Genomic DNA, 23,234 nt, shown 5'->3' with positions numbered 1-23,234 from the left:
AACTCTCCGTAAAAAAATTACGACTCCAACCCCGAAGAGAAGGAAGTCAAGTTTGACCTCTAGCAAATAAGACATCATTACTGACATCAATTTCCAAAGGAATCCCAACCGGATCACAAAACCCGGCCGAGGTTTATAAAATTGGCATTGAACATAGTGCACGCTGTTGAGTTCTCAAGAATCGGACACACCCCGCCTCCACCCCACAAAGGAGCTTCACAACGAGAGTGATCGAAGTATTCGCGACGACCCGAAGGCCTTCGATTTGTTTCCTGTGCCGAGACCGGTTAGGCTTATCAGAACCGCAGTTCCGATCGCCCCCGTGGCAACTCGACTAACTTAGCACATCCGCAGGCCGTGTCAAATCGGCTTCTTCGTGATGTCGGCGGCCGGGAGTTCTCGATCCGACTGCCGTGTCCACGAGGAGCACGACGATTGTCACGATCGCCTTCCGAAGCCTTCATCCGCTCGTCGCCGCCGTTGCCGGTGGTGATGTCGCTTCGAAGCCGGGACCGAAGTCCTGCAGAGGCTGTACATCTTACGCTCACGATCCTCAGCCCTCAAGAGACGAATCTCTAACAGGCCCCGGAGTGAGGGGATGGTCCCCGCTTGAGGCCGACGAACTGGTCTCGACGCTCTGCGTCCGACTCTCGCTCGCCGCTCCTTTGGGGTGACGAGGAGTTACATTACGTCGATGTTTCGCAGGGCCGCAAATCGCCCGCAACCCGGGCGTGTCGCCTCACGCCTCCGGTGCGACGAACGCGCCGGCGAAGCTCTTCTTGCCGCGGCGCAGCACGGCGATCCCGTCGATCAGCGGGAGGTCGCCCAGCAGGGTGGAGTCCTGGGTCACCACAATGTTGTTCACGGAGATGCCCCCCTGGGCGATGCCTCGACGCGCCTCGCCGAGACTCGTCGCGAGTCCCGCCTCGACGACCGCCTGGATCACGGGCGTGGAGGCGTCCGCTTCGATGGTGCGCACGGCGGCGAGCGCGCCCCGGAGGATCCCGGCGTCGATCCCGTCGAGCGAGCCGCGACCGAACAGGGCGGAGGCGGCGGCCTCGACCGCACGCGTGACGTCCTCGCCGTGCACGAGCGACGTGACCTCCCACGCGAGCGCGCGCTGCGCCTCCCGCTTGAACGGGGCGGTCGCGGTCGCCTCGGCGAGGCGCTCGATCTCGGTCCTGGGGAGGAACGTGAACACCTTGAGCCGGTCGACGACGTCGCTGTCGTCGACGTTGAGCCAGAACTGGTGGAACGCGAACGGGCTCGTCAGCTCGGGATCGAGCCAGACGGCGTTCCCCTCGCTCTTCCCGAACTTCGTACCGTCGGAGTTCATCACCAGCGGAGTGCCGATCGCGTGCACCGAGACCCCGTCGGTGCGGTGGATCAGATCGGTGCCGCTCGTCAGGTTGCCCCACTGGTCGCTCCCGCCGGTCTGCAGGACGCAGCCGTACTGGCGGTGGAGCTCGAGGAAGTCCAGGCCCTGCAGGATCTGGTAGCTGAATTCGGTGTAGCTGATGCCGGCGTCCGAGTTGAGGCGCGCACTGACGGCGTCCTTCTTGATCATCGTGCCGACCCGGAAGTGCTTCCCGATCTCGCGCAGGAAGTCGATGGCCGAGAGCGGTGCCGTCCAGTCCAGGTTGTTGACCAGGCGCAGCGCGTTGTCCCCGTCGGTCGAGAGGAACCGGGACACCTGCCGCTGGAGCTTCTCGACCCACTCGGACACGGTCTCCCGGGTGTTGAGCGTCCGCTCCGCCGTCGGGCGGGGGTCTCCGATCAGCCCCGTGGACCCGCCGACGAGACCGAGCGGTCGGTGCCCCGCGAGCTGGAAGCGCCTCATCAGGATCAGCTGCACGAGGTTGCCCAGGTGCAGGCTCGGCGCTGTGGGATCGAAACCGCAGTAGTAGGTGATCGGGTCGCCGGCGAGCAGCTCCCGGAGCGCCTCCCGATCCGTCGAGACGTGCACCGAGCCGCGCCAGACGATCTCGTCCCAGACGTTGTCGAAGCTCGGGTCCAGCAGGGGATGCGAAGCGGAGCCGGTGGGTGCCTGATCGATCACCGGTCAAGGGTACCGTCGGTCGGACGCCGACCGCGGGCCGGATCAAGCGCGGAGGCTTGATCCCGCCGAATCAAGTGTGGATACTTGATCACGGAGGCCCTCATGTTCGTCATCACCGCCGACCAGCGCGACAGCCGCCACGACGCCGACCGCGTCGACGACGCGATCGCGCGACTGACCGCCGACAGACCCGACGACCTGGTGCTGCCTCCGGAGCGCACCGCCGGCGACGAGTTCCAGTGCGTCCTCGAATCGGCGAGCGCGGTCGTCCCCCTCGTGCTCGCGCTCCACCGCAGCGGCCACTGGAGCATCGGCCTGGGGATCGGCCCCGTCGAGCGCCCCCTCCCCCGCACCATCAGAGCCGCGACCGGCGACGCTTTCTTCGCGGCCCGGCGCGCGGTCGAGAGCGCCAAGAGCAGGCCAGCGCGCTTCGCGCTCGATCCGGACGCGAGAGGCGGGGCGTTCCCCTCGGTCCCCGACGCCCAAGCGCTCTTCGATCCGCTGCTGCACCTGCGCGATGCGCGATCGGACGCCGGATGGGAGATCATCGACCTCCTCGCAGCCGGGCGGAGCCAGAAGGAGGCCGCCGCACAGCTCTCCGTGACTCCGCAGGCGGTGAGCCTCCGGGTCCGCGCGGCGAGCGCTCGGGTCGACGGACCCGCCGCCGACGCCCTCGTCCGGCTGCTGACGGTGGTCGACCGTACGCTCGACCCCACCGACGGAAGGACCGAGCGATGATCCCGCCCCGCACAGCACTGAGCGACACCGTGGCCGCCACGGTGCAGACCGCCGCCACGACCGGGGTCGTCCTCGTCCTCGTCGCGGCGCTCGTCGGAACCATCCTCGCCCTGCGGCTGCGACGACCCGCTCTCGCGTGGATCCCCCTCGGCGGAGTCGCCGCGGCGTTCCTGCTGACGGGACTGGGCGCAGTGGCAGCCCCCGCGCCCGTCGCACTCCTCGTCGCCACTCTCGCCTTCTCCCTCGCAATCCTCGGGGGCGGACCCGCCGTGCTGCTGACCCTCGATCTCGCGACCGCCGATGCGCGGGCGGGCGTCCACGGCGGCATCATGATCGCCGCCCCGCGCCCGGCGACCGCTGCTCCGACCGCCATCGGCCAGCCCATCGAGGTCCTGCGCGGAGGCACCACCATCGGTCTTCTCGAGCGCCTCGCCACCGCGGGCGCCCTGATGAGCGGCATCCCCGAGGGGGTGGCCGTCGTGGTCGCCGTGAAGGGCGTCGGGCGGTTCAGCGAGCTCGCCTCACCGGAGGCGCGCGAGCGGTTCATCATCGGCACTCTCGCGAGCCTGGCCTGGGCGGCGGCCCTGGGCATTCTGGGGCGGATCTACCTGGCGGGCTGAGTTCCACCCGGTCGCCGACGCGGCACAGCGGGCCGGTACGGCGAGACCGTCGGCTCCTCGGGGATCGAGAACCGCCACGGGAACTCGGGGCCGCCTCCGGGTCCCGCCACCCCCGTCCGCGGCGTGGCCAGCACCCTCACCGGACCGGATCGCGGCCGCAGCTCGAACGACGCCTCGAGGGGATCGCCCGACTCCGAGAGCAGGACCCCGAGCGCCTGCGCGAGTCGTGCCGGTCCTCGCGCGAGATCCCGATCGGTCGCGGTGCCCCGCCGCGATCTCGCGAGCGCGACTCCCTCCACGATCTCGCCCGCGCGCAGGAGCACGGCGGACGCGGTTCCCTCCGGAGCGCAGACGATGTTGACGCAGGTGTGCATGCCGTAGGTGAAGTACGCGTACACGGTGCCGGGTGGGCCGAACATGGGCGCCGTCCGGTCTGTGCGCCGCCGGTAGGCGTGCGAGCCGGGGTCCTCCCCCACGCCGAGGTACGCCTCGACCTCCGTGAGGCGGACCGCCACCGAACCCTCGCCCGTGCGGTGCACGAGGGTGCACCCGAGCAGATCCGGCGCGACGTCCACCGCGGAGCGGCTCAGGTCGATCGGCGGAAGCACGCTCTAGAAGAAGCTCTGGCCGGTCATCACGGTGATGAGGACGACGGCCACGATGATCACCGAGGCCACGACGACGAGCGTGCGCTGCTGCCAGGGGCGCAGCGTCGGACGCTGATCGTCGTCCTCGTCCCGACGCAGGGTCATCAGCGCTCCCCCCGGAGCGACGAGCGCACCACGCGCACGCGCTCGGTCAGCCGGGCGAGCTGCTCCGCGACCCGGTCCGGCGCCGTTCCGCCGACGCCGTCACGACTCGCGACGGAGCCCTCGAGGGAGAGCACGGAGCGCACGTCCGGCGTGAGCAGAGGCGACACGGCCGAGAGGGCCTCGTCGTCGAGCTCCTCGAGGCCGAGGCCGCTCTGCTCCGCCGCCTTCACGAGCTCGCCCGTGATCTCATGCGCGTCACGGAACGGGACGTGCTTCTTGACCAGCCACTCGGCGACATCGGTAGCGAGCGAATAGCCCTGCGGAGCGAGCTCCGCCATCCGCTCGGTGTGGAAGGTCAGCGTCGCGATCATCCCGCTGAACGCGGGCAGCAGGACCTCGAGGGTCGTGACCGAGTCGAACACCGGTTCCTTGTCCTCCTGGAGGTCGCGGTTGTACGCGAGCGGCAGCGCCTTGAGCGTCGCGAGCAGACCGGTCAGGTTGCCGAGCAGACGGCCCGCCTTGCCGCGCGCGAGCTCGGCGATGTCGGGGTTCTTCTTCTGCGGCATGATCGAGGACCCGGTCGAGTAGCCGTCGTCGAGGGTGACGAACGCGAACTCGCGGGTGTTCCAGAGGATGATCTCCTCCGCGATCCGCGAGACGTCGACTCCGATCATCGCGGCGACGAAGGCGAACTCGGCGACGAGGTCACGGCTCGCCGTGCCGTCGATCGAGTTGGGGACGCTCGCGGCGAAGCCGAGCTCGAGCGCCACCGCCTCGGCGTCGAGACCGAGCGTCGAGCCGGCGAGGGCACCGGAGCCGTAGGGCGAGACGTCCGCGCGGACGCCCCAGTCGCGCAGTCGCTCCAGATCGCGCAGCAGCGCCCACGCGTGAGCGAGCAGATGATGCGCGAGCAGCACGGGCTGCGCGTGCTGGAGGTGCGTGCGTCCGGGCATGATCGCGCCGGGGTGGGCCGAGGCCTGTGCGGCGATCGCGTCGATCAGCTGGACGACCTGCTCGGCGATGACCGCGGCGTGGTCGCGGAGGTACATCCGGACGAAGGTAGCGATCTGGTCGTTGCGGGAGCGGCCCGCGCGCAGCTTGCCGCCGAGCTCGGGGCCCGCCTCGAGCATCAGACCCCGCTCGAGCGCGCCGTGCACGTCCTCGTCCGAGTCCTCCGCGACGAAGCGGCCCTCGGCGACGGCGGCGCCGAGCCGCTCGAGTGCGGCCAGCATTCCGGACAGCTCGGCGTCGTCGAGATAGCCCGCGGCCGCGAGTGCTCGCGCGTGGGCACGAGAGCCGGCGAGGTCGTACGCGGCCAGCTGCCAGTCGAAGTGCGTCGACTTCGAGAGAGCGGCGAGCTCGGGCGACGGGCCGCCGGCGAACCGGCCGCCCCAGAGAGCGCCGGCCTCGCCCGCGCGGGCGGAGGGTCGTTCCGTCATGGTTCTCCTCGGGGTCGGCTGTCGAGTCTACTGAGCGGCGGCGGGCTCGTCCGCGCGCTCGAGGAGCCAGACGAGGAGCGCCTTCTGGGCGTGCAGCCGGTTCTCGGCCTCGTCCCAGATCACGCTCTGCGGCCCGTCGATCACCTCGGAGGTGACCTCGTAGCCGCGGTCTGCCGGGAGGCAGTGCAGGAAGAGGGCGTCGGGGGCGGCGGCGGCCATCGTGCCGGCGTCGACCCGGTAGTCGCCGAACGTCGCGACGCGCTCCGCCTTCTCCTCCTCCTTGCCCATGGAGACCCAGGTGTCGGTGATCACGATGTCGGAGCCGGCGGCTCCCTCGGCCGGATCGGTCGTCGTGGTCGCCGAGCCGCCCGTGCCCGCGGCGATGCGCTGGGCGTCGGCCAGCACGGCGGGGTCGGGAGAGTAGCTCTCGGGAGACACGATGCGCACGTGCATGCCGGCCGTCGCACCCGCGAGCAGGTAGGAGTGCGCCATGTTGCTCGCTCCGTCGCCGAAGAAGGTCAGGGTGAGCCCGGCCAGGCGCCCCCGGTGCTCGCGGATGGTCAGCAGATCCGCGAGCAGCTGGCACGGGTGGAACTCGTCGGACAGCGCGTTGACGACGGGGACCCGTGTGCCGCGCGCCATCTCCTCGAGTCCGGACTGCGCGTAGGTGCGCCAGACGATCGCGGCCACCTGCCGCTCGAGGACGCGCGCGGTGTCCGACGCGGTCTCCTTGCCGCCGAGCTGGCTGCTCGCCGTCGAGATGATCAGCGGCGACCCGCCGAGGTCGGCGATGCCGACGGCGAAGGACACCCGGGTGCGCGTCGAGGACTTGTCGAAGATCACGGCGACGGTCTGCGGACCCTGCAGCGGTGTGCGCGACCACCGGTCGCGCTTGAGCTCGAGGGCGAGGTCGAGGATCTCGGCCTGCTCGGCGGGGGTGATGTCGTCGTCGCGGAGGAAGTGGCGGGTCACGGGCGGGGGTCGCTTTCGGTGGAGGAGTGGTCGGAGGTGATCGCCGCGAGAGCGCGGCCGAAGCGGGCGGCGAAGTCGTCGACGTCGTCGGCGGTGATGATGAGGGGAGGCGCGAGGCGGATGCTCGTCTCGTTCGCCGCGTTGACGATCAGGCCCTCGGCGAGGGCCGCGGCGGCGAGCTCGGCCGCGACGGGCTCGGTCAGGGCGATCCCGAGGAGCAGCCCCGCTCCGCGGACGCCGCCGATCAGGGGCGAGCCGATGGCGTCGACGGCGCGCCCGATCTGCGCCCCGCGCTGCCGGGCGTTGTCGAGCAGGTCGGCCCGCTCGATCTCGCCGATCACGGCTCTTGCCACCGCGGTGGCCAGGGGGTTGCCGCCGAAGGTGCTGCCGTGGTGCCCCTTCTGGAACAGCTCGGACGCTCGACCGAAGGTGACCAACGCGCCGACGGGGAAGCCGCCGCCGAGTCCCTTCGCGAGCGTGATCGCATCGGGGACGATCCCGGCGCTCTGGAAGGCGAACCAGTGGCCGGTCCGCCCCACTCCGGTCTGGATCTCGTCGACGATCAGGAGCGCGCCGTGCTGCAGGGTGAGCTCGCGAGCCCGCTGGAGGAAACCGTCCGGGAGCGGGACGACCCCCGCCTCCCCCTGGATCGGCTCGACGACGAGCGCGGCGACCGAGCCGTCGATCGCCCGCTCGAGCGCCTCGACCGTGGCGTCGATGTGCTCGACTCCGGGCGGCATCGGCTCGAACGGCGCCCGCATGGACGCCTTGGCCGTCAGCGCCAGTGCGCCCATGGTGCGGCCGTGGAACGCGCCGTGCAGAGCGAGGATCCGTGGCCGCGGACCGCCCTGGACGTTCAGCCGCGCGAGCTTGAACGCGGCCTCGTTCGCCTCCGTGCCGGAGTTCGCGAAGTAGACACGGCCCGCGTCACCCGCTCCGCTCAGCTCGCGGAGCTTCTCGGCGAGCGAGATCTGCGGCGCGGTGGCGAAGTAGTTGGAGACGTGGGCGATCGCGCCCGCCTGGCGGGCCACCGCCTCGACGAACACCGGATGGGCGTGGCCGAGCGAGTTCACCGCGATCCCGCCGAGGAAGTCGAGGTACTCGCGCCCGTCGACGTCCCAGACGCGGCAGCCCTCGCCCCGCTCGAGGACCGCGAGCGGAGCGGCGAAGGTGCGCATCATCGCCGCGGCGTAGCGGTCGCGCGCCTCGTCGGTGCGGGAGTCGGTGAGAACGGAGTCGGAGGACATGGCGAGCCTTTCTGAGCGAACGGACCGGCCGAGGGGGCCGTCGGTGCGCGGATCCGGATGGATCGGCGCTCGGAGCCGGGGCCGCTGAGAGGTCAGCGGCCCGACGTTCGCTCCCGGTCGACCGTCGGCGGGGAGGCGACGACCTCGGTGCCGACGCCCTCGCTCGTGAACACCTCGAGGAGCACGGAGTGGGGCAGACGACCGTCGATGATCGCCGCCTTGGGGACCCCGCCCTGCACCGCGTCCAGGCACGCCGTCATCTTGGGGATCATGCCCGACTCGAGGGAGGGCAGCAGGGCGATGAGCTCGTCGGACGAGATCTGCGAGACGAGGGAGTCGCGGTTCGGCCAGTCGGAGTAGAGGCCGGGGACGTCGGTCAGGATCACGAGCTTCTCGGCGCCGAGAGCCACCGCGAGCGCGGCGGCGGCCGCATCCGCGTTGACGTTCAACGACTGCGTCGGATCGTCGGAGTCGGGCGCGATCGACGACACCACCGGGATGCGCCCGGCCTCGAGCTGGGCGAGCACGGCGGCCGGGTCGACCGCGACGACATCCCCCACGAGCCCCAGGTCGTGCTCGACACCGTCGAGGACGACACCGCGCCTGCGGCCGAGGAACAGCCCGGCGTCCTCCCCGGAGATCCCGGCGGCCAGCGGTCCGTGCTCGTTGATCCGGCGGACGATGTCGCGGCTGATCTGCCCGGTGAGCACCATCCGGACGACCTCCATCGCCTCGGGGCTCGTCACGCGGTACCCGCCCCGGAACTCGCTCGTGATGCCGAGCCTGTCCAGCATCCGCGTGATCTGGGGCCCTCCCCCGTGCACGACGACCGGCCGGATGCCGGCGTACCGCAGGTAGACGATGTCCTGCGCGAAGGCGCGCTGCAGTTCCTCCGACACCATGGCGTTGCCGCCGAACTTGATCACCATCGTGCGGCCGTGGAAGCGCTTCAGCCAGGGCAGCGCCTCGATGAGCGTGCCCGCCTTCGCGCCCGCGTCGGCGCGCAGGGCGATGCCCTCCGCCTCGGTGTGCGTGTCGTGGTCCATGTCCGCCTCAGCTCGAGTAGGCCGAGTTCTCGTGCACGTAGTCGTGCGTGAGATCGTTCGTCCAGATGGTCGCGGTGGCCCCTCCCGCGTGCAGGTCGATGTCGACCGAGACCGCCCGCGGTGCGAGGTCCACCAGGTCGCGGCTCTCGAAGGGCTCGCCGGCACGGCAGACCTGCACCCCGTTGATCGCGACGTCGATGCCGTAGGGGTCGAACTCGGCGTCGGTCGTGCCGACGGCCGCAAGGACCCGGCCCCAGTTCGGGTCGTTGCCGAAGATCGCGGCCTTGAAGAGATTGCTGCGGGACACGGCGCGGGCGACGACCACGGCCTCGTCCTCGCTCGCGGCGTTCAGCACGCGGATGGCCACGTCGTGCGCGGCTCCCTCCGCATCGGCCTGCAGCTGGAGCGTCAGGTCGCGGCAGACCTCGGTGAGGGCGGCGGCGAACGCGTCGACGGACGGGCGCACCGCGCTCGCTCCGCTGGCCAGCAGCGCGACGGTGTCGTTGGTCGACATGCAGCCGTCGGAGTCGAGCCGGTCGAAGGTCACGCGAGTGGCCGATCGCAGCGCCGCGTCGAGTTCGGCGGAGTCGAGGACGGCGTCGGTCGTGATCACCACGAGCATCGTCGCGAGGCCCGGTGCGAGCATGCCGGCGCCCTTGGCCATGCCGCCGATGCTCCAGCCGTCGTCCGAGCGGACCGTCGACTGCTTGGGCACGGTGTCGGTGGTCATGATCGCGCGCGCGGCGTCCTCGCCCGCCTCGTCGCCGGTCGCTCCCGCGAGGACCGCGGCCGCGTCCGTCACTCCGCCGGAGATCTTCGCGAGGTCGAGCTGATCGCCGATCAGCCCGGTCGAGCAGACCAGGACGTCACCAGCCGCGACCTCGAGCAGCTCGCCGACGAGCTCGGCCGTGCGGTGCGTCACCTGGAAGCCCTGCGATCCGGTGTAGCAGTTGGCACCGCCGGAGTTGAGGACGATCGCGGACACGACTCCGTCGCGCATCACCTGCTCGCTCCAGAGCACGGGGTTCGCCTTGCACCGGTTGCTCGTGAAGACGGCGGCCGCGTTCTGCAGCGGGCCGAGGTTGCGGACGAGCGCGATGTCGCGGGCTCCGGTCGACTTGAGACCCGCGACGACGCCCGCCGCCTCGAAGCCCGCTGCTGCCGTGACGCTCACGGGGCGACTCCGTTCACACTGAGGCCCAGGGACTCGGGGAGGCCCAGGGCGATGTTGGTGGACTGGATCGCCGCGCCGGCGGTGCCCTTCACGAGGTTGTCGATCGCGGTCACCGCGACCACCCGGCGGGCGCGCTCGTCGACGCCGATGCCGACCAGGGCGGTGTTCGCCCCCACCACGTCGGCCGTCCGTGGGAACACGCCCTCCGGCAGCAGCTGCACGAAGGTCTCGTCCGCGTACGCGGCCTCCCAGGCGGCGCGCACGTCGTGCGCGGACACCCCGGGCGCGAGCCGCGCCGTCGACGTGGCGAGGATGCCCCGGGACATCGGCACGAGCACCGGGGTGAAGGAGATCGAGACGGGGCCGGCGCCCGCGAGCGCGAGGTTCTGCCGGATCTCTGGGTTGTGGCGATGGGCGCCGCCGAGCCCGTAGGCGTGGGCGGAGCCGAGGAGCTCGCTCGCGAGCAGATCCGTCCGCAGGGTCCTGCCCGCGCCGGAGGGGCCGACCGCCAGCACGGAGACGAGGTCCGCGGCCTCGATCACGCCGGCGTGCACACCGGGCGCGAGACCGAGGGTGACGGCCGTGACGTTGCAGCCGGGCACCGCGATCCGCCGCACGCCCCGGAGGAGCTCGCGCTGCTTGCGTCCGCCGCCGCCGATCAGGAGCTCGGGGAGTCCGTACGGCCACGCCCCGGCGAACTCGCCGCCGTAGTAGTCGGCCCAGTCCTGCTCGTCGCTCAGCCGGTGGTCGGCGCCGCAGTCCACCACGAGCACGTCCTCGGGGAGGGTCGCGGTGATCTCTCCGGACCGTCCGTGCGGCAGTGCAAGGAACACGAGGTCGTGACCGGTGAGGTTCTCGGTCGTGGTGTCGACCAGCGTCAGGTGACGCAGCGACCGCAGGTGCGGCTGGAGAGCGATCAGAGGCTGGCCGGCGTTCGCGTGCGCCGTGACGGTCCGCACCTCGAACTCGGGGTGATCGGCGAGCAGGCGCAGCAGCTCGCCGCCCGCGTATCCGCTCGCACCGGCCACCGCCACGGAAAAAGTCATGCCCGACAGCCTAGTCCGTGCGGACGACGCGATCGGTCCGGCCGCCTGCCCCGAGGGACGGGCGGCCGGACCCCTCAGTCGCGCAGGCGGGCGCCGAAGCGCTCGGCCGCGAGAGCGACTCCGCTCTCCTTCGACGCGGTCGCCTCGGCGGCGGTGAGAGTGCGATCGGCGGCGCGGAAGCGCAGGGCGAAGGTCAGCGACTTCGTACCCGGCTCGAGGCCCGCACCCCGGTAGTCGTCGACGAGTCGCAGCGACTCCAGCAGCATCCCGGCCCCCTCGGCGACGGCCGAGCGGACCTCGCCCGCCGGCACCTCCACGGGGACGACGAGCGACAGGTCCTGCGTCGCGGCGGGCAGGGCCCCGACCGGACGTGCGACGACGACGCCACCCGCGCGGGCGAGGACGGGATCGAGGTCGATCTCGACGACGGCGACCCGGCGCGGCAGATCGAGCTCCTCTGCCAGCGAGGGCAGCAACTCCCCCGCCCAGCCGACGACGGCGCCGGCGAGCAGGACCTCGGCGGTGCGTCCCGGGTGCAGAGCCGCGTGGGCGCCCTGGCGGATCTCGAGCTCGACTCCGGCGGCCGCACCGACCGCACGGACGACGTCGAGCGCGTCGCGCCAGTCGACGTCGCGCTGGGCGACACCGGGCTGGCGCTCCACGGCGGCGCCGGTCAGCAGCGCGGCGACGTGCAGCGGCTGCGGCGGGATGCCGGCGTTGAGAGACCGTTCGACCTCGGCCGAGGGCCGCTCGGCGCCGCGCGGCAGCTCGGCCGAGCCGAACGGCGCGTCGGCGTCGGGGAGGAACACGGTGCCGGTCTCGTAGAGGGCCAGATCGGTCAGCCCGCGGGAGCGGTTGCGCGCGGCGACCTGCACGAGGCCGGGCAGCAGCGTGACGCGCAGCTGCGCCGCGGTCGCGTCGAGCGGGTTCGCCAGTGTGACCTGCTGCACCGAATCGCCGGTCGGCGAGCCGAGCCGATCGTTGATCGACCGCGACAGGAACGGGTACGAGAGCACCTCGACGAGCCCCTGGGCGGCGAGCGTCTGCGCGATCGTCCGGCGCAGGCGCTGCCCGGTCGTCAGACCGCGGCCGGGAGGAGCGACGGGCAGGATCGACGGGATGCGGTCGTACCCGGTGATCCGGGCGACCTCCTCCGCGAGCGTCGCCTTGTCGGTGAGGTCGGGACGCCAGCTCGGCGGAGTGACGAGGAGCCCGGCGCTGCCGGCCTCGACACTCGCACCGATCTCGACGAGCGAGCTCCGGATCTCCTCCGGCGTGTAATCGACCCCGATGAGGGCGGACACGTAGCCGTCGGGCAGCTCGAGGACGGGCGGCGCGACCGAGCCCGTCAGGGACGAGCCGAGCTCGTCCGCCGTGCCGCCGGCGAGCTCGACGAGCAGCTGCACGGCCCTGGCCGCGGCGATCGGGGCGACCAGCGGATCGACTCCGCGCTCGAACCGGCGGGAGGCCTCGCTCGGCAGCTTGTGCCGGCGGGCGGTGCGCGCGACGGACACCGGATCGAAGTTCGCAGCCTCGATCAGGACGTCCCGGGTCGCCCCGCCGATCTCGGTGCGGGCGCCGCCCATGACGCCGGCGAGACCGATCGCTCCGCCGTCGTCGGTGATGACCAGGTCCTCCGCGTGGAGCCGACGGGTCTGCCCGTCGAGTGTCTCGAGGGTCTCCCCCGGCTGCGCACGCCGCACGACGATGCCGCCCTGGAGGGTGTCGAGGTCGTAGCCGTGCAGGGGCTGGCCGAGCTCGAACATGACGTAGTTGGTGATGTCGACCACGAGCGAGATCGACCGCACGCCGGCGAGGCGCAGGCGCGCGACCATCCAGGGCGGGGTGGGACGCGCGGTGTCGACGCCGCGGACGACGCGGGTCACGAAGACCGAGGCGCCGTCGCGGCCGCGGATCGGCGCGCCGTCCTCGATCGAGACGGGGAACACGGGAGCGTGCTCGGAGCGCTCGACGCCGGTGACCGCGAGGGCGGGGTCGCGGAACGCGGCTCCCGTGGCGTGCGCGTACTCACGGGCGATGCCGCGGAGGGAGAAGGCGTAGCCGCGATCGGGGGTCACGTTGACCTCGACCGCCGCGTCGTCGAGGCCGAGCAGTCCGATCGCGTCGGTGCCGACCTCGGGATCGATGCCGAGGGTCGCCAGGCGCAGGATGCCGTCGTGGTCGTCACCGAGGCCGAGCTCGCGGCTCGACGCGATCATGCCGTCCGAGACGTGACCGTACGTCTTCCGCGCGGAGATGGGGAACGGGCCGGGCAGAACAGCACCGGGAAGAGAGACCACGACCTTGTCGCCCGCGACGAAGTTGTGCGCGCCGCAGACGATGCCGCGGACGTCCTCGCCGCCGTCGGCTGCCGTCTCCCCCTCGGGGGCGACGCGGACGGAGCACCAGTTGATGGTCTTGCCGTTCTTCTGCGGCTCGGGGGTGAACTCGAGCACCTGCCCGACCACGACGGGTCCGGAGACGTCGAAGCGGTGGACGTCCTCCTCCTCGAGACCGACGGAGACGAGCGCGGCGTGCACCGACTCGGTGCTCGTGCCCGGCTCCAGATCGACGTACTCGCCCAGCCAGCTCAGCGGAATGCGCATCAGATCACCATCCCGTACTGCTCGCTGAAGCGGACGTCGCCCTCGACCATGTCGCGCATGTCCTTCACGTCGTTGCGGAACATCAGCGTGCGCTCGATGCCCATGCCGAAGGCGAACCCGGAGTACTCCTCCGGGTCGATGCCGGCCGCGCGCAGCACGTTCGGGTTGATCATGCCGCAGCCTCCCCACTCGATCCACCGGGCGCCGCCGACGAACGTCGGGTGCCAGATGTCGAGCTCCGCGCTGGGCTCGGTGAAGGGGAAGTAGTTGGGTCGCAAGCGGATGCGGGCCTCGTCGCCGAACAGGAGTCGTGCGACGTGCTCCAGCGTGCCGCGGAGGTGCGCCATGGTCAGACCGCGGTCGACGGCCAGCCCCTCGAACTGCGTGAAGACAGGGGTGTGCGTCGCGTCGAGCTCGTCGGTGCGGTACACGCGTCCGGGTGCGATGACGTAGACGGGCAGGTCGCGCTCGAGCATGGAGCGGATCTGCACCGGCGAGGTGTGCGTGCGCAGCACCAGATGGGAGTCGACCGGATCGACGAAGAACGTGTCCTGCATCGCGCGGGCCGGGTGGTCCTCGTCGAAGTTCAGGGCGTCGAAGTTGAACCACTCGTTCTCGAGCTCGGGGCCCTCGGCGATCTCCCAGCCCATGCCGACGAAGACGTCCGCGATGGTCTCCTGGAGGAGCGAGAGGGGGTGCCGGGCGCCGACGCGGCGGAAGGACGCGCCGGCGGTGACGTCGACGCGCTCGGCGTCGAGGGCGGCGGACTCCTCCGCGGCGACGAGCTCGGCCTCGCGGGCGGTGTAGGCGTCGCCGACCTGCTTGCGGGCGGAGCCGACGAGCTTGCCGGAGGCGGCCTTGGCCTCGGGGGGCACGGAGCGCATCTGCGCGTTCAGTCGGGCGAGGGCGGAGCCCTCACCGAGGTGGGCGGAGCGGGCCGCTTTCAGGGCAGCGGAGTCGCCGGCCGCGCTGATAGCGGTGAGCGCCTCGGCGACGGCTGAGGAGACGGCCTCGTCGGTGATCGGGTTGCTGTCGGACACGATCCCCCAGTGTAGGCGAGGGGTCGCGCGGGGCTTCCCGCGTGCCCTGTGGGGCGGTCAGGCTCGTCCCTGTCCGGAGAGAGCGGAACGGGACGAGGCCGGGGGGACGTGGGTCTCGATACGCCGCTGTGCGGCTACTCGACCAGCAGGCGGGGGCAGCACTCGGAGACGTCGGTCTCGATACGCCGCTGCGCGGCTACTCGACCAGCGGAGGGCAAGGAGCCCCTCGCGGACGACCATCCGCGTCCCCGGAGGCGAACGCGCGGATCGCGTGCCAGCGATCCGCGCTAGCCGAACGCACCCCGCTCCCGAAAACGCACCACGCGCCCCGCCGACCGCGGCGCCGTCGCCGCAGGCGAGGGCGCGAATGCACTCAGTCCTGCGCCGCCAGCAGCGCCGTGTCGGTCGTGGCACGGGCGGCGGGGTGGCCGGTCCCTCGGCGTCCACTGTTCTTGGTGCGGATCTCGACCCACTTCGCCAGGCCCGACAGGGCGAGGCAGATGCCGATGTAGATCGCTCCGATGACGATGGCGGCGGGGATGATCGGGCTGTCCAGGCTCGGCTGGTTGCCGAGGTACTTCGCGTAGTAGAGGAGCTCGTTGTACGTGATGATCGAACCGAGCGCGGTGTCCTTCAGCGCCACCACGAGCTGCGCGATGATGACCGGCAGCATCGAGCGGATCGCCTGCGGGAACAGGATGAGCCGCATGACGCCGGCCTTGCTCAGGCCGACGGCGTAGCCCGCCTCCTTCTGCCCGCGAGGCAGCGCCTCGATGCCGGCGCGGAAGATCTCGGAGAAGACGGAGCCGTTGTAGAGCGTCAGCGCGATGACGACCGCCAGGTAGGGGCTGAGCTTGAGCCCGGCGAACGGCAGTCCGTAGTACATCAGCATCATCAGGATGAGGACGGGGATCGCGCGGAACAGCTCGATGAAGAGCGTGACCGGGATGTTGATCCACCGGCGGTCCGAGAGCCGGCCGACGGCGAGGACCAGGCCGAGCACGATGCTGGCGACTCCCGCGGTGGCGAAGGCGGCGAGCGTCTGCCCGAGCGCCGCTCCGATGCTCTGCCAGACGAGGGGGTACTGGAACGCGCGCCACTTCTCGGCCGAGAACTGCCCCGACTCGGCGAATCGCCAGAGCACGAAGGCGAGGAAGGCCGCGAGGAGGAGGACGACGACCGCCCCGATCAGTCGGTTGCGGGCGATGGCGCGCGGGCCCGGGTTGTCGAAGAGGACGGAGCTCATCGGGCGACCCTCCACTTCTTCTCGAGCTGGCGTTGGACGAGCGAGAGCACGGTGACCAGGACCACGAACACGAGCGCGACCCAGAGCACCACGATGAGGCTGTTCTCGCCGCGCTCGTTGAGCTCGCGGACGATCGTGCCGGCCTCGGCGACGGAGAAGCCCGCCGCCACGGTGGTGTTCTTGAGGAGGGCGATCAGCACGCTCATCAAAGGCGGGATCACCGACCGGAAGGCCTGCGGCAGGACGACCTGGGTCATCGTGAGGCCGAAGTCGAGGCCGATGGCGCGGGCGGCCTCGGCCTGCCCGATCGGGACGGTGTTGATGCCCGAGCGCAGCACCTCGGCGACGTAGGTCGCGGTGTAGAGGCTGAGGGCGAAGATCGCGAGCGTCGTGTAGTCGAGGTCCGGCAGATCGAGCTTCGGGTAGCCGAAGGCGAAGAAGAACATCAGGAGCGTCAGTGGCGTGTTCCTGATGGTGTTGACGTACACCGTGCCGACCGCGCGGGCGATCGGGACGGGCGAGACGCGCATGGCGCCGACGACGGTGCCGATGAGGAGGGCGAAGACGAGCGAGACGGCGAAGAGCAACAGGGTGTTGCCGAAGGCCGGGACGAACACGTCGAGGTTGTTCAGCAGAACATCCATGCGGCGAGCCCTTTCATCGGGAGGTGGGTGGGAGAGGCGGGGCCCCGGGGCGGCGCGCTCGGCGCCGCCCCGGGAGACCTGCTAGTACGCGTCGACCGCGGGCTGCTCGACCTCGGTGCCGGACTCGCCGAGAGTCTCGTCGTAGATCGCGGTCCAGGTGTCACCGCCCTCGGTGAACATGTCGTTGATGAAGCCGCGCAGCGCGGTGTCGTCCTTCGCGAGGCCGACTCCGTAGAGCTCGGTGCTGAAGGGCTCGCCGACGACCTTGAGCTCGTCCGGGTTCTGCGCCGCGTAGCCGATCAGGATCGCGCCGTCGGTGGTGACCGCGTCGACCTGTCCGTCGTTGAGGGCGTCGACGCACTGCGAGTACGTGTCGAACTCCTCGGTCGGGACATCGGGGTAGTTGGTGCGGATGTTCTGGATCGGGGTGGACCCGGTCGCCGAGCACACGGTGGTCTCGGCGGTGAGGTCGTCCGGACCCTCGATGGAGTCGTTGTCCGCGGCGACCAGCAGCTGCTGGCCGGTCTCGAAGTAGGGTCCGGCGAAGCCGACCTGCTCCTTGCGCTTGTCGGTGATCGAGTAGGTGCCGACGTAGTAGTCGATGTCGCCGTTCACGATCGACGCCTCGCGGTTGGCCGACGGGATCGCCGTGTACTCGATCTGGTCCTCGGAGAAGCCGAGCGAGGCCGCGATCCACTTCGCGATCTCGATGTCGAAGCCCGAGCGCTCACCGGTCGCGGCGTCGAGGTAGCCCAGTCCGGGCTGGTCCTCCTTGACTCCGATGGTGACCTGGTCGGCCGAGGTCATCGCGTCGAAGGTGGGGCTGCCCTCGAGGGTCACGTCGGTGGCGACCTCGTAGGCCGCTCCGCTCTCCTCGGATCCGGCGCCGGCGTCGCCGGTGCCGGAGTCGCCGCCGGCGCAGCCGGCGAGGGCGAGGGTCGCTGCTGCGATCCCGGCGGTCATGAACATGAGCTTGGTGCGCATGGTCGTCCTTCCTGGGTGTGGCCCGTCTGAGCGGGCGGTGTCCGATCGCTCCCCGGGATGGTGGGGGTCGATCCGTCGGATGGATGCTGTGCGGGGCCCCGCGTCCTGCGTGCTGTGCGGACGCGGGCCCTCGCACCTCCTGGTGCGGGAGGAGTCAGTGGGTGATGAGCTTCGAGAGGAAGTCCTTGGCGCGGTCGGTGCGCGGCGCGGTGAAGAACGACTCGGGGTCGGTGTCCTCGAGGATCTCGCCCTCGGCCATGAAGACGACGCGGTCGGCGGCCTTGCGGGCGAAGCCCATCTCGTGGGTGACGACGATCATGGTCATGCCGTCCTTGGCGAGGCCGACCATCACGTCGAGCACCTCGTTGATCATCTCGGGGTCGAGGGCCGAGGTGGGCTCGTCGAAGAGCATCACCTTGGGCTTCATCGCGAGTGCGCGGGCGATGGCCACGCGCTGCTGCTGGCCGCCCGAGAGCTGGGCCGGGGTCTTGCCCGCCTGGTGACCGACGCCGACCCGGTCGAGCAGCGCCTGCGCCTCGGCCTCGGCGGCCTTCCGGGCGAGCTTGCGGACCTTGATCGGCCCGAGCGTCACGTTCTCGAGGATCGTCTTGTGCGCGAAGAGGTTGAAGGACTGGAACACCATCCCCACGTCCGCACGCAGCGCGGCGAGGCCCTTGCCCTCCTCCGGCAGCTTCTGCCCGTCGATCGAGATCGTGCCGCCCGAGATGGTCTCGAGGCGGTTGATCGTGCGGCAGAGCGTCGACTTGCCGGAGCCGGAGGGACCGAGGACGACGACGACCTCACCGCGGTTGATGGTGAGGTCGATGTCCTTCAGAGCCTGGAACTCCCCGTAGTGCTTCTGCACGCCGTCGAGGACGACGAGGGGTTCTCCGACGGGAGCGGACGAGCGATCGTCCTGCACAGGTGCTTCCATTCGGCCAGAGAATCACACGCGAATGGGTGGGTCAAATCATGAGGGTTTTCTTAATCAGAGGTTAATAACCGCGCCGAACGCCCGGCTCGCACCCAGGAGTGCGCTGGTGCTCAGGATCGCAGGGCGAAGGCGCTCTCGTAGAGGCAGACGGAGGCGGCGGTCGCCAGGTTGAGCGACTCGGCCGCTCCGTAGATCGGCACCGCGACGACGCTGTCGACGAGCTCGAGCGACTCGTCCTCCAACCCACGGGCCTCGTTGCCGAACACCCACACGGTCGGCTGGGCGAGATCGCCGCGGGCACGGACGTCCAACAGGTCCTCGCCCTTCACGTCCGCGGCCACCGAGCGCAGGCCGATCGAGCGGAGCCGCTGCAGCACGTCGGCGAGCTGGGCGTCGACCGCGACGGGGAGGTGGAACAGGGAGCCGGTGGTCGAGCGCACGACCTTCGGGTTGTAGAGGTCGACCGAGCGCCCCGTGAGGATCACGGCGTCGGCGCCGGCCGCATCGGCGGCGCGGACGATCGTGCCGAGGTTGCCCGGGTCGCGCACCTCCTCGAGCACGGCGACCAGGCGCGGCTCCGAAGCGACGATATCCTTGAGCGAGGTCGGGAACTGCCGGCAGACCGAGACGAAGCCCTGCGGCGTGACGGTGTCGGCCATCGCATCGAGGACGTCCTCGGTCACGTACTCGATCTCGACGTCGGCCTCCTCGGCGGCGGCGACGATCTCGGGGTGGCGCTCCAGAGCGGTCGGAGTCGCGAACGACTCGACGAGCAGCTCCGGACGGTAGCGCAGCGCCTCCGAGACGGCCTGCGGCCCCTCGAGGAGGAAGAGCCCCGCCTCCTGCCTGGCCGGGCGCCGGGTGAGCTTGGCCACGGAGCGGACACGGGGGGAACGGGGGTTGTCGAGCATGCGGCGAGCCTATCGGCGGCGCGGACGGGGGCCCCGGCGACACGTCGCCCGCGGTCGAGCCTCCCCGGGAACGACGGAGGGGGCCACGACCAGTGGTCGTGACCCCCTCCGGGAGCAGCGAGGACTACGCGGCGGCCTTGGGCGCCGAGGTGTCGGCAGGCAGCGCGTTCTTCGCGGTGGCCACGAGGGCGGCGAAGGTCGCGGGCTCGGTGATCGCGAGGTCCGCGAGGATGCGGCGGTCGACCTGGACGCCGGCCAGGGCGAGGCCCTGGATGAAGCGGTTGTAAGTCAGGCCGTTCGCGCGGGACGCGGCGTTGATGCGCTGGATCCAGAGGCGGCGGAACTCGCCCTTCTTCGCACGACGGTCGCGGTACGAGTAGACGAGGGAGTGGGTGACCTGCTCCTTCGCCTTGCGGTACAGGCGCGAGCGCTGGCCGCGGTAGCCCGACGCGCGCTCGAGGATGACGCGACGCTTCTTGTGGGCGTTGACCGCCCTCTTGACTCTTGCCATTTCTTTTTCTTCCTATCGATCCGGGTCGGTGGAGTAGCCACGCGGCGCAGCGGACTGCGCCGGCTGCGGGCTACAGACCGAGAAGCTTCTTGGCGACCTTGGCGTCCTGCGGGGCGAGGACCTGGTCCTGGTTCAGGCGGCGGGTGCGGACGCTGGACTTGGACTCCAGGTTGTGACGCATACCGGCCTGCTGCTTCATGACCTTGCCGGAGCCGGTCACCTTGAAGCGCTTCTTGGCACCCGAGTGGGTCTTCATCTTGGGCATGTTCTCTCCTTGTCACGTCGCACCCGCGTCAGCGGGGCGAAACCGGTGCCCCGCGAGCAGGGCGTCCGCCGGCCCCGAGGCCGGGGCGGCGAAGTATCAGACGGATTCGGCCTCGGCCGATTCCTCAGGGGTGTTGGCCTCGCGGCGAGCCGCGCGGACCGCGTTCGCCTCGGCCTTCGCCTCGGACTTGTTCTTCAGCGGGCCGATGACCATCACCATGTTGCGACCGTCGATGGTCGGGGTGGACTCGACCTGACCGAATTCGGACACGTCCTCCGCGAAGCGCTGCAGGAGTCGGACGCCCATCTCGGGGCGGGACTGCTCGCGACCGCGGAACAGGATCATGGCCTTGACCTTGTCGCCGGCCTTCAGGAAGCCCTCCGCGCGCTTGCGCTTGGTCTCGTAGTCGTGCTTGTCGATCTTCAGGCGGAAACGGACCTCCTTGAGGATCGTGTTCGCCTGGTTGCGACGGGCTTCCTTGAGCTTCTGGGCCTGCTCGTACTTGAACTTCCCGTAGTCCATGATCTTGGCGACGGGAGGCTTGGAGTTGGGAGCAACCTCGACCAGATCCAGGTCTGCGTCCTGCGCGAGTCGCAGGGCGACCTCGATTTTCACGACGCCGACCTGTTCTCCGGCGGGACCCACGAGGCGGACCTCGGGGACGCGGATTCGGTCGTTGGTACGGGGATCGCTGATTGCGTTTCTCCTCTGATCTCGGTGAGTAGCTGCTCTGCTGCCGGATTCTGATCCGGCGCATCCCGAGAGAGGAGATTCCTGACGTGCTCGTGCACGTGCTCGCACCCTGCGACCCGGCCTCCGAGGTTTCGCTCGGGTGCCGCAGCCCTGCCCTCGTCACCGAGGGCGGAGTGCTTCAGACCCGGTAACCTAATGAAGCGGTCAAGCGCGGGTGGGAGAATCTCCACTTTCGAACCGAGGGCATGCCTCGGAGCCCGCATCACCTTAGCAGAATCCCGGCCCGAGCGACAGAGCGGATTCGGTCGCCTCTCGCCGCCGCAGCGCGAGGCCCCTCCGCGGGCCCGATCCACCGAACGAAGGACCCATGGCCCAGTACGACGACGACTACGTGCGGCGCTTCGGCGACGCCGACGCCTCCTCCGACGTGGAGGCCGCCCGCGACATCGCGGAGGTGCCCGCCGTGGAGATCATCACGACGGCGGCGGTCCACCTCATGAGCGCCGCCGCGGTGAAGTGCGGCCTCGCCGACGAGCCGGGCGCCCAGGTCGACCTCGACGAGGCGCGGAAGCTCATCAACGCGCTCGCCGGCCTCGTGACCGCCGGCGCTCCGGACATCAGCGACATGCACGCACGCAGCCTGCGCGACGGACTGCGCACCCTCCAGCTCGCGTTCCGCGAGGCCTCGCCGATCGCCGACCCCATCGGCAAGGGCCCGGGCGAGAAGTGGACGGGCCCGGTCACCTGAGTCAGCGGGCGGGAGCCAGCTGGACCGAGAGCGAGTCGACCCGCGAGGCGACGATCTCGTCGGCGGCCCACCGCTCCCCCAGGCGGGAGACGAGCGCGCCGAGCGCCTCGCGGTCGAGTCCGGGAGCGAGTGCCAGCACCACGACGACCTCGGGACCGTGCAGCCGCTGACGCGGATCTCCGGCTCGGACGTCGACCGAGACGACCACCGGCTCCTGCTCCGCGGACGCCCGCAGCGCCCTGAGCACCTCGGAGTCCTCCGCGGCACTGCGCCACGGCGTGCCCTCGGCGATCGCCCACAGCGCGGGCCGGCGCACCGCGAACTCGTGCTCGGACGCCGGGTCGAGCACCATCAGCTCGGTCGACTCGGCGACGGCGGCGAGCGCGGCACGGCGCCCGTCGACGGGCACGGGGCGCGCCGCCGGATCCCAGCGCCGCATCGTGTCGACGCTGCTGAACACCGGCAGGACGTCGCGCCCGTCCGGGCCGGCCACCGTGACGATCGACAGCTCCTGCGTCTTGTCGGTCCGGAGACCGGCGACCTCGTCACCCTCCTCGCCGAGGTGCGCCACGAGCGGGATCAGCAGGCGGGATCCACGCAGCGCGTCGACGACGGCGTCCGGGCCGCGCGATCCGTCCGCGAAGGCGGCGAGAGCGCGCACGAGCGGCTCCGGCGCGCGGCCGTCGTCCTCGCTCCCCGCGCCCGCCTCGAAACGGCGGCCCGCCCAGGGGGTGCCGGCGGAGTCGGTCAGATGCGAGGGGAGAGCGCGTCCGTCACTCGGACGCGACATCCAGCGCCTCCGCGAGCGTGAAGGCGCCGGCGTAGAGCGCCTTCCCCACGATCGCGCCCTCGAGGCCCTGCGGGACGAGGTCGCGCAGTGCGGCGATGTCGTCGAGGTTCGAGATCCCGCCGGAGGCGATCACCGGGCGGCGGGTGCGGGCCATGACCTGCTCGAGCAGCTCGAGGTTCGGTCCCTTGAGGGTGCCGTCCTTGGTCACGTCGGTGACGACGTAGCGGGTGCAGCCTGCCTCCTCGAGGCGGTCGAGGACCTGCCAGAGGTCGCCGCCCTCCTTGGTCCAGCCGCGGGCCGCGAGGGTGGTGCCGCGCACATCGAGACCGACGGCGATCTGGTCGCCGTACTGAGCGATCACGCTCGCGGCCCACTCGGGGTTCTCGAGGGCGGCGGTGCCGAGGTTGATGCGCTTCGCACCGGCGCTGAGCGCGGACTCGAGGCTGCGGTCGTCGCGGATCCCGCCGGAGAGCTCGACGTTGACGCCCTTGACCTGCCGGATCACCTTCTTCATGATGCCGTGGTTGTCGCCACGGCCGAAGGCGGCGTCGAGGTCGACGAGGTGGATCCACTCCGCGCCCTGATCGGCCCAGTCGCCTGCGGCGTCGATGGGGTCCCCGTAGTTGGTCTCGGTGCCCGCCTCGCCCTGCGTCAGTCGGACGGCCTTGCCGCCCGCCACATCGATCGCGGGGAGAAGGACAAGGCCCGGGGCCTTGGTGAACTCGCTCATCGTCATCCTCAGTCTCGGGAGCCCTGGTGCGGAGGCGGC

General features: G+C 70.8%; 24 protein-coding genes. 3 read left to right on the top strand and 21 right to left on the bottom strand.

Going from position 1 to position 23,234, the window contains the following annotated elements; all coding sequences use genetic code 11:
• Positions 1-739: 739 nt before the first annotated feature.
• Positions 740-2,059, bottom strand: a complete 1,320-nt coding sequence (gene tyrS / locus LRG51_RS18135) for a tyrosine--tRNA ligase (RefSeq protein ID WP_230674061.1) — start codon at positions 2,057-2,059, stop codon at positions 740-742.
• 102 nt (positions 2,060-2,161) lie between these two features.
• On the opposite strand from tyrS, the gene LRG51_RS18130 reads away from it, so the two are divergent.
• Together LRG51_RS18130 and LRG51_RS18125 are read left to right on the top strand one after the other, a co-directional pair.
• The gene (locus LRG51_RS18130) at positions 2,162-2,797 is read left to right on the top strand and encodes a hypothetical protein (RefSeq protein WP_055793241.1); all 636 of its coding nucleotides are present in this window, start codon (positions 2,162-2,164) and stop codon (positions 2,795-2,797) included.
• Positions 2,794-3,417 (top strand): hypothetical protein, encoded by a 624-nt coding sequence (locus LRG51_RS18125; protein ID WP_230674060.1) that lies wholly within the window; start codon positions 2,794-2,796, stop codon positions 3,415-3,417. Before LRG51_RS18130 ends, LRG51_RS18125 begins: the two co-directional genes overlap by 4 nt.
• On the opposite strand, the gene LRG51_RS18120 is transcribed toward LRG51_RS18125, so the two are convergent.
• The 18 genes from LRG51_RS18120 to infC all read right to left on the bottom strand — a co-directional run bounded on the left by LRG51_RS18120 (position 3,402) and on the right by infC (position 20,930).
• Positions 3,402-4,025: a DNA-3-methyladenine glycosylase gene (locus tag LRG51_RS18120; RefSeq protein ID WP_107575393.1), complete on the bottom strand. Its 624-nt coding sequence runs from the start codon at positions 4,023-4,025 to the stop codon at positions 3,402-3,404. The genes LRG51_RS18125 and LRG51_RS18120 overlap by 16 nt on opposite strands.
• A gap of 3 nt (positions 4,026-4,028) precedes the next feature.
• Positions 4,029-4,169: a hypothetical protein gene (locus LRG51_RS18115; protein ID WP_230674059.1), complete on the bottom strand. Its 141-nt coding sequence runs from the start codon at positions 4,167-4,169 to the stop codon at positions 4,029-4,031.
• Positions 4,169-5,608 carry an argininosuccinate lyase gene (gene argH / locus LRG51_RS18110; protein WP_055793250.1) on the bottom strand — a complete coding sequence of 480 codons (1,440 nt, stop codon included), beginning with the start codon at positions 5,606-5,608 and terminating at the stop codon, positions 4,169-4,171. The genes LRG51_RS18115 and argH overlap by 1 nt, the downstream gene beginning before the upstream one ends.
• Before the next feature lie 27 nt (positions 5,609-5,635).
• Positions 5,636-6,580, bottom strand: coding sequence for an ornithine carbamoyltransferase (argF, locus tag LRG51_RS18105; protein ID WP_230674058.1), 945 nt, complete (start codon positions 6,578-6,580; stop codon positions 5,636-5,638).
• Entirely contained in the window at positions 6,577-7,827 is a 1,251-nt protein-coding gene (locus LRG51_RS18100; protein ID WP_230674057.1) for an acetylornithine transaminase, read from the bottom strand. The genes argF and LRG51_RS18100 overlap by 4 nt, the downstream gene beginning before the upstream one ends.
• Before the next feature lie 92 nt (positions 7,828-7,919).
• On the bottom strand, positions 7,920-8,873 hold the full coding sequence (gene argB / locus LRG51_RS18095) for an acetylglutamate kinase (protein WP_230674056.1): 954 nt from the start codon (positions 8,871-8,873) through the stop codon (positions 7,920-7,922).
• Between the two features lie 7 nt (positions 8,874-8,880).
• Positions 8,881-10,047, bottom strand: coding sequence for a bifunctional glutamate N-acetyltransferase/amino-acid acetyltransferase ArgJ (gene argJ / locus LRG51_RS18090; RefSeq protein WP_230674055.1), 1,167 nt, complete (start codon positions 10,045-10,047; stop codon positions 8,881-8,883).
• Complete coding sequence (gene argC / locus LRG51_RS18085) at positions 10,044-11,093, bottom strand: N-acetyl-gamma-glutamyl-phosphate reductase (protein ID WP_230674054.1); 1,050 nt, start codon at positions 11,091-11,093, stop codon at positions 10,044-10,046. The genes argJ and argC overlap by 4 nt, the downstream gene beginning before the upstream one ends.
• A 74-nt stretch (positions 11,094-11,167) precedes the next feature.
• Positions 11,168-13,699, bottom strand: coding sequence for a phenylalanine--tRNA ligase subunit beta (pheT, locus tag LRG51_RS18080; RefSeq protein WP_230674053.1), 2,532 nt, complete (start codon positions 13,697-13,699; stop codon positions 11,168-11,170).
• On the bottom strand, positions 13,699-14,739 hold the full coding sequence (pheS, locus tag LRG51_RS18075) for a phenylalanine--tRNA ligase subunit alpha (RefSeq protein WP_055793278.1): 1,041 nt from the start codon (positions 14,737-14,739) through the stop codon (positions 13,699-13,701). Before pheS ends, pheT begins: the two co-directional genes overlap by 1 nt.
• A 373-nt stretch (positions 14,740-15,112) precedes the next feature.
• On the bottom strand, positions 15,113-15,985 hold the full coding sequence (locus tag LRG51_RS18070) for an amino acid ABC transporter permease (RefSeq protein WP_055793872.1): 873 nt from the start codon (positions 15,983-15,985) through the stop codon (positions 15,113-15,115).
• Entirely contained in the window at positions 15,982-16,629 is a 648-nt protein-coding gene (locus tag LRG51_RS18065; protein WP_055793280.1) for an amino acid ABC transporter permease, read from the bottom strand. The genes LRG51_RS18070 and LRG51_RS18065 overlap by 4 nt, the downstream gene beginning before the upstream one ends.
• An 81-nt stretch (positions 16,630-16,710) precedes the next feature.
• A complete protein-coding gene (locus LRG51_RS18060; RefSeq protein WP_055793283.1) occupies positions 16,711-17,613 on the bottom strand; it encodes a glutamate ABC transporter substrate-binding protein in 903 nt (300 codons plus the stop codon).
• A gap of 154 nt (positions 17,614-17,767) precedes the next feature.
• Positions 17,768-18,535, bottom strand: coding sequence for an amino acid ABC transporter ATP-binding protein (locus LRG51_RS18055; protein WP_230674052.1), 768 nt, complete (start codon positions 18,533-18,535; stop codon positions 17,768-17,770).
• A gap of 122 nt (positions 18,536-18,657) precedes the next feature.
• Positions 18,658-19,458 (bottom strand): TrmH family RNA methyltransferase, encoded by an 801-nt coding sequence (locus LRG51_RS18050; protein ID WP_055793289.1) that lies wholly within the window; start codon positions 19,456-19,458, stop codon positions 18,658-18,660.
• Between the two features lie 124 nt (positions 19,459-19,582).
• Complete coding sequence (gene rplT / locus LRG51_RS18045) at positions 19,583-19,969, bottom strand: 50S ribosomal protein L20 (RefSeq protein WP_055793292.1); 387 nt, start codon at positions 19,967-19,969, stop codon at positions 19,583-19,585.
• A 70-nt stretch (positions 19,970-20,039) separates the two neighbouring features.
• Positions 20,040-20,234 (bottom strand): 50S ribosomal protein L35, encoded by a 195-nt coding sequence (gene rpmI, locus LRG51_RS18040; RefSeq protein ID WP_055793295.1) that lies wholly within the window; start codon positions 20,232-20,234, stop codon positions 20,040-20,042.
• A gap of 96 nt (positions 20,235-20,330) precedes the next feature.
• Positions 20,331-20,930, bottom strand: a complete 600-nt coding sequence (gene infC / locus LRG51_RS18035) for a translation initiation factor IF-3 (RefSeq protein ID WP_077222490.1) — start codon at positions 20,928-20,930, stop codon at positions 20,331-20,333.
• Positions 20,931-21,294: 364 nt separating this feature from the next.
• Between infC and LRG51_RS18030 the strand changes: the two genes are divergently transcribed.
• Positions 21,295-21,675: a DUF1844 domain-containing protein gene (locus tag LRG51_RS18030; RefSeq protein WP_055793298.1), complete on the top strand. Its 381-nt coding sequence runs from the start codon at positions 21,295-21,297 to the stop codon at positions 21,673-21,675.
• A 1-nt stretch (position 21,676) separates the two neighbouring features.
• On the opposite strand, the gene LRG51_RS18025 is transcribed toward LRG51_RS18030, so the two are convergent.
• Positions 21,677-22,465, bottom strand: a complete 789-nt coding sequence (locus LRG51_RS18025) for an SseB family protein (RefSeq protein ID WP_055793301.1) — start codon at positions 22,463-22,465, stop codon at positions 21,677-21,679.
• Positions 22,449-23,195 (bottom strand): bifunctional 1-(5-phosphoribosyl)-5-((5-phosphoribosylamino)methylideneamino)imidazole-4-carboxamide isomerase/phosphoribosylanthranilate isomerase PriA, encoded by a 747-nt coding sequence (gene priA / locus LRG51_RS18020; protein ID WP_055793876.1) that lies wholly within the window; start codon positions 23,193-23,195, stop codon positions 22,449-22,451. Before priA ends, LRG51_RS18025 begins: the two co-directional genes overlap by 17 nt.
• Positions 23,196-23,234: the final 39 nt, after the last annotated feature.

This window comes from Rathayibacter sp. Leaf248, from assembly GCF_920939495.1.
GTDB lineage: Bacteria > Actinomycetota > Actinomycetes > Actinomycetales > Microbacteriaceae > Rathayibacter > Rathayibacter caricis.
This window is presented reverse-complemented; position numbering and strand designations above follow the sequence as displayed.

Coding starts and splice junctions, on each gene's coding strand:
- LRG51_RS18130 (WP_055793241.1), top strand. CDS start 2,162: ATGTTCGTCATCACCGCCGACCAGCGCGACAGCCGCCACGACGCCGAC.
- LRG51_RS18125 (WP_230674060.1), top strand. CDS start 2,794: ATGATCCCGCCCCGCACAGCACTGAGCGACACCGTGGCCGCCACGGTG.
- LRG51_RS18115 (WP_230674059.1), bottom strand. CDS start 4,169: ATGACCCTGCGTCGGGACGAGGACGACGATCAGCGTCCGACGCTGCGC.
- argH (WP_055793250.1), bottom strand. CDS start 5,608: ATGACGGAACGACCCTCCGCCCGCGCGGGCGAGGCCGGCGCTCTCTGG.
- LRG51_RS18100 (WP_230674057.1), bottom strand. CDS start 7,827: ATGTCCTCCGACTCCGTTCTCACCGACTCCCGCACCGACGAGGCGCGC.
- argB (WP_230674056.1), bottom strand. CDS start 8,873: ATGGACCACGACACGCACACCGAGGCGGAGGGCATCGCCCTGCGCGCC.
- argC (WP_230674054.1), bottom strand. CDS start 11,093: ATGACTTTTTCCGTGGCGGTGGCCGGTGCGAGCGGATACGCGGGCGGC.
- pheT (WP_230674053.1), bottom strand. CDS start 13,699: ATGCGCATTCCGCTGAGCTGGCTGGGCGAGTACGTCGATCTGGAGCCG.
- LRG51_RS18070 (WP_055793872.1), bottom strand. CDS start 15,985: ATGAGCTCCGTCCTCTTCGACAACCCGGGCCCGCGCGCCATCGCCCGC.
- LRG51_RS18065 (WP_055793280.1), bottom strand. CDS start 16,629: ATGGATGTTCTGCTGAACAACCTCGACGTGTTCGTCCCGGCCTTCGGC.
- LRG51_RS18060 (WP_055793283.1), bottom strand. CDS start 17,613: ATGCGCACCAAGCTCATGTTCATGACCGCCGGGATCGCAGCAGCGACC.
- LRG51_RS18050 (WP_055793289.1), bottom strand. CDS start 19,458: ATGCTCGACAACCCCCGTTCCCCCCGTGTCCGCTCCGTGGCCAAGCTC.
- rplT (WP_055793292.1), bottom strand. CDS start 19,969: ATGGCAAGAGTCAAGAGGGCGGTCAACGCCCACAAGAAGCGTCGCGTC.
- rpmI (WP_055793295.1), bottom strand. CDS start 20,234: ATGCCCAAGATGAAGACCCACTCGGGTGCCAAGAAGCGCTTCAAGGTG.
- LRG51_RS18030 (WP_055793298.1), top strand. CDS start 21,295: ATGGCCCAGTACGACGACGACTACGTGCGGCGCTTCGGCGACGCCGAC.
- LRG51_RS18025 (WP_055793301.1), bottom strand. CDS start 22,465: ATGTCGCGTCCGAGTGACGGACGCGCTCTCCCCTCGCATCTGACCGAC.
- priA (WP_055793876.1), bottom strand. CDS start 23,195: ATGAGCGAGTTCACCAAGGCCCCGGGCCTTGTCCTTCTCCCCGCGATC.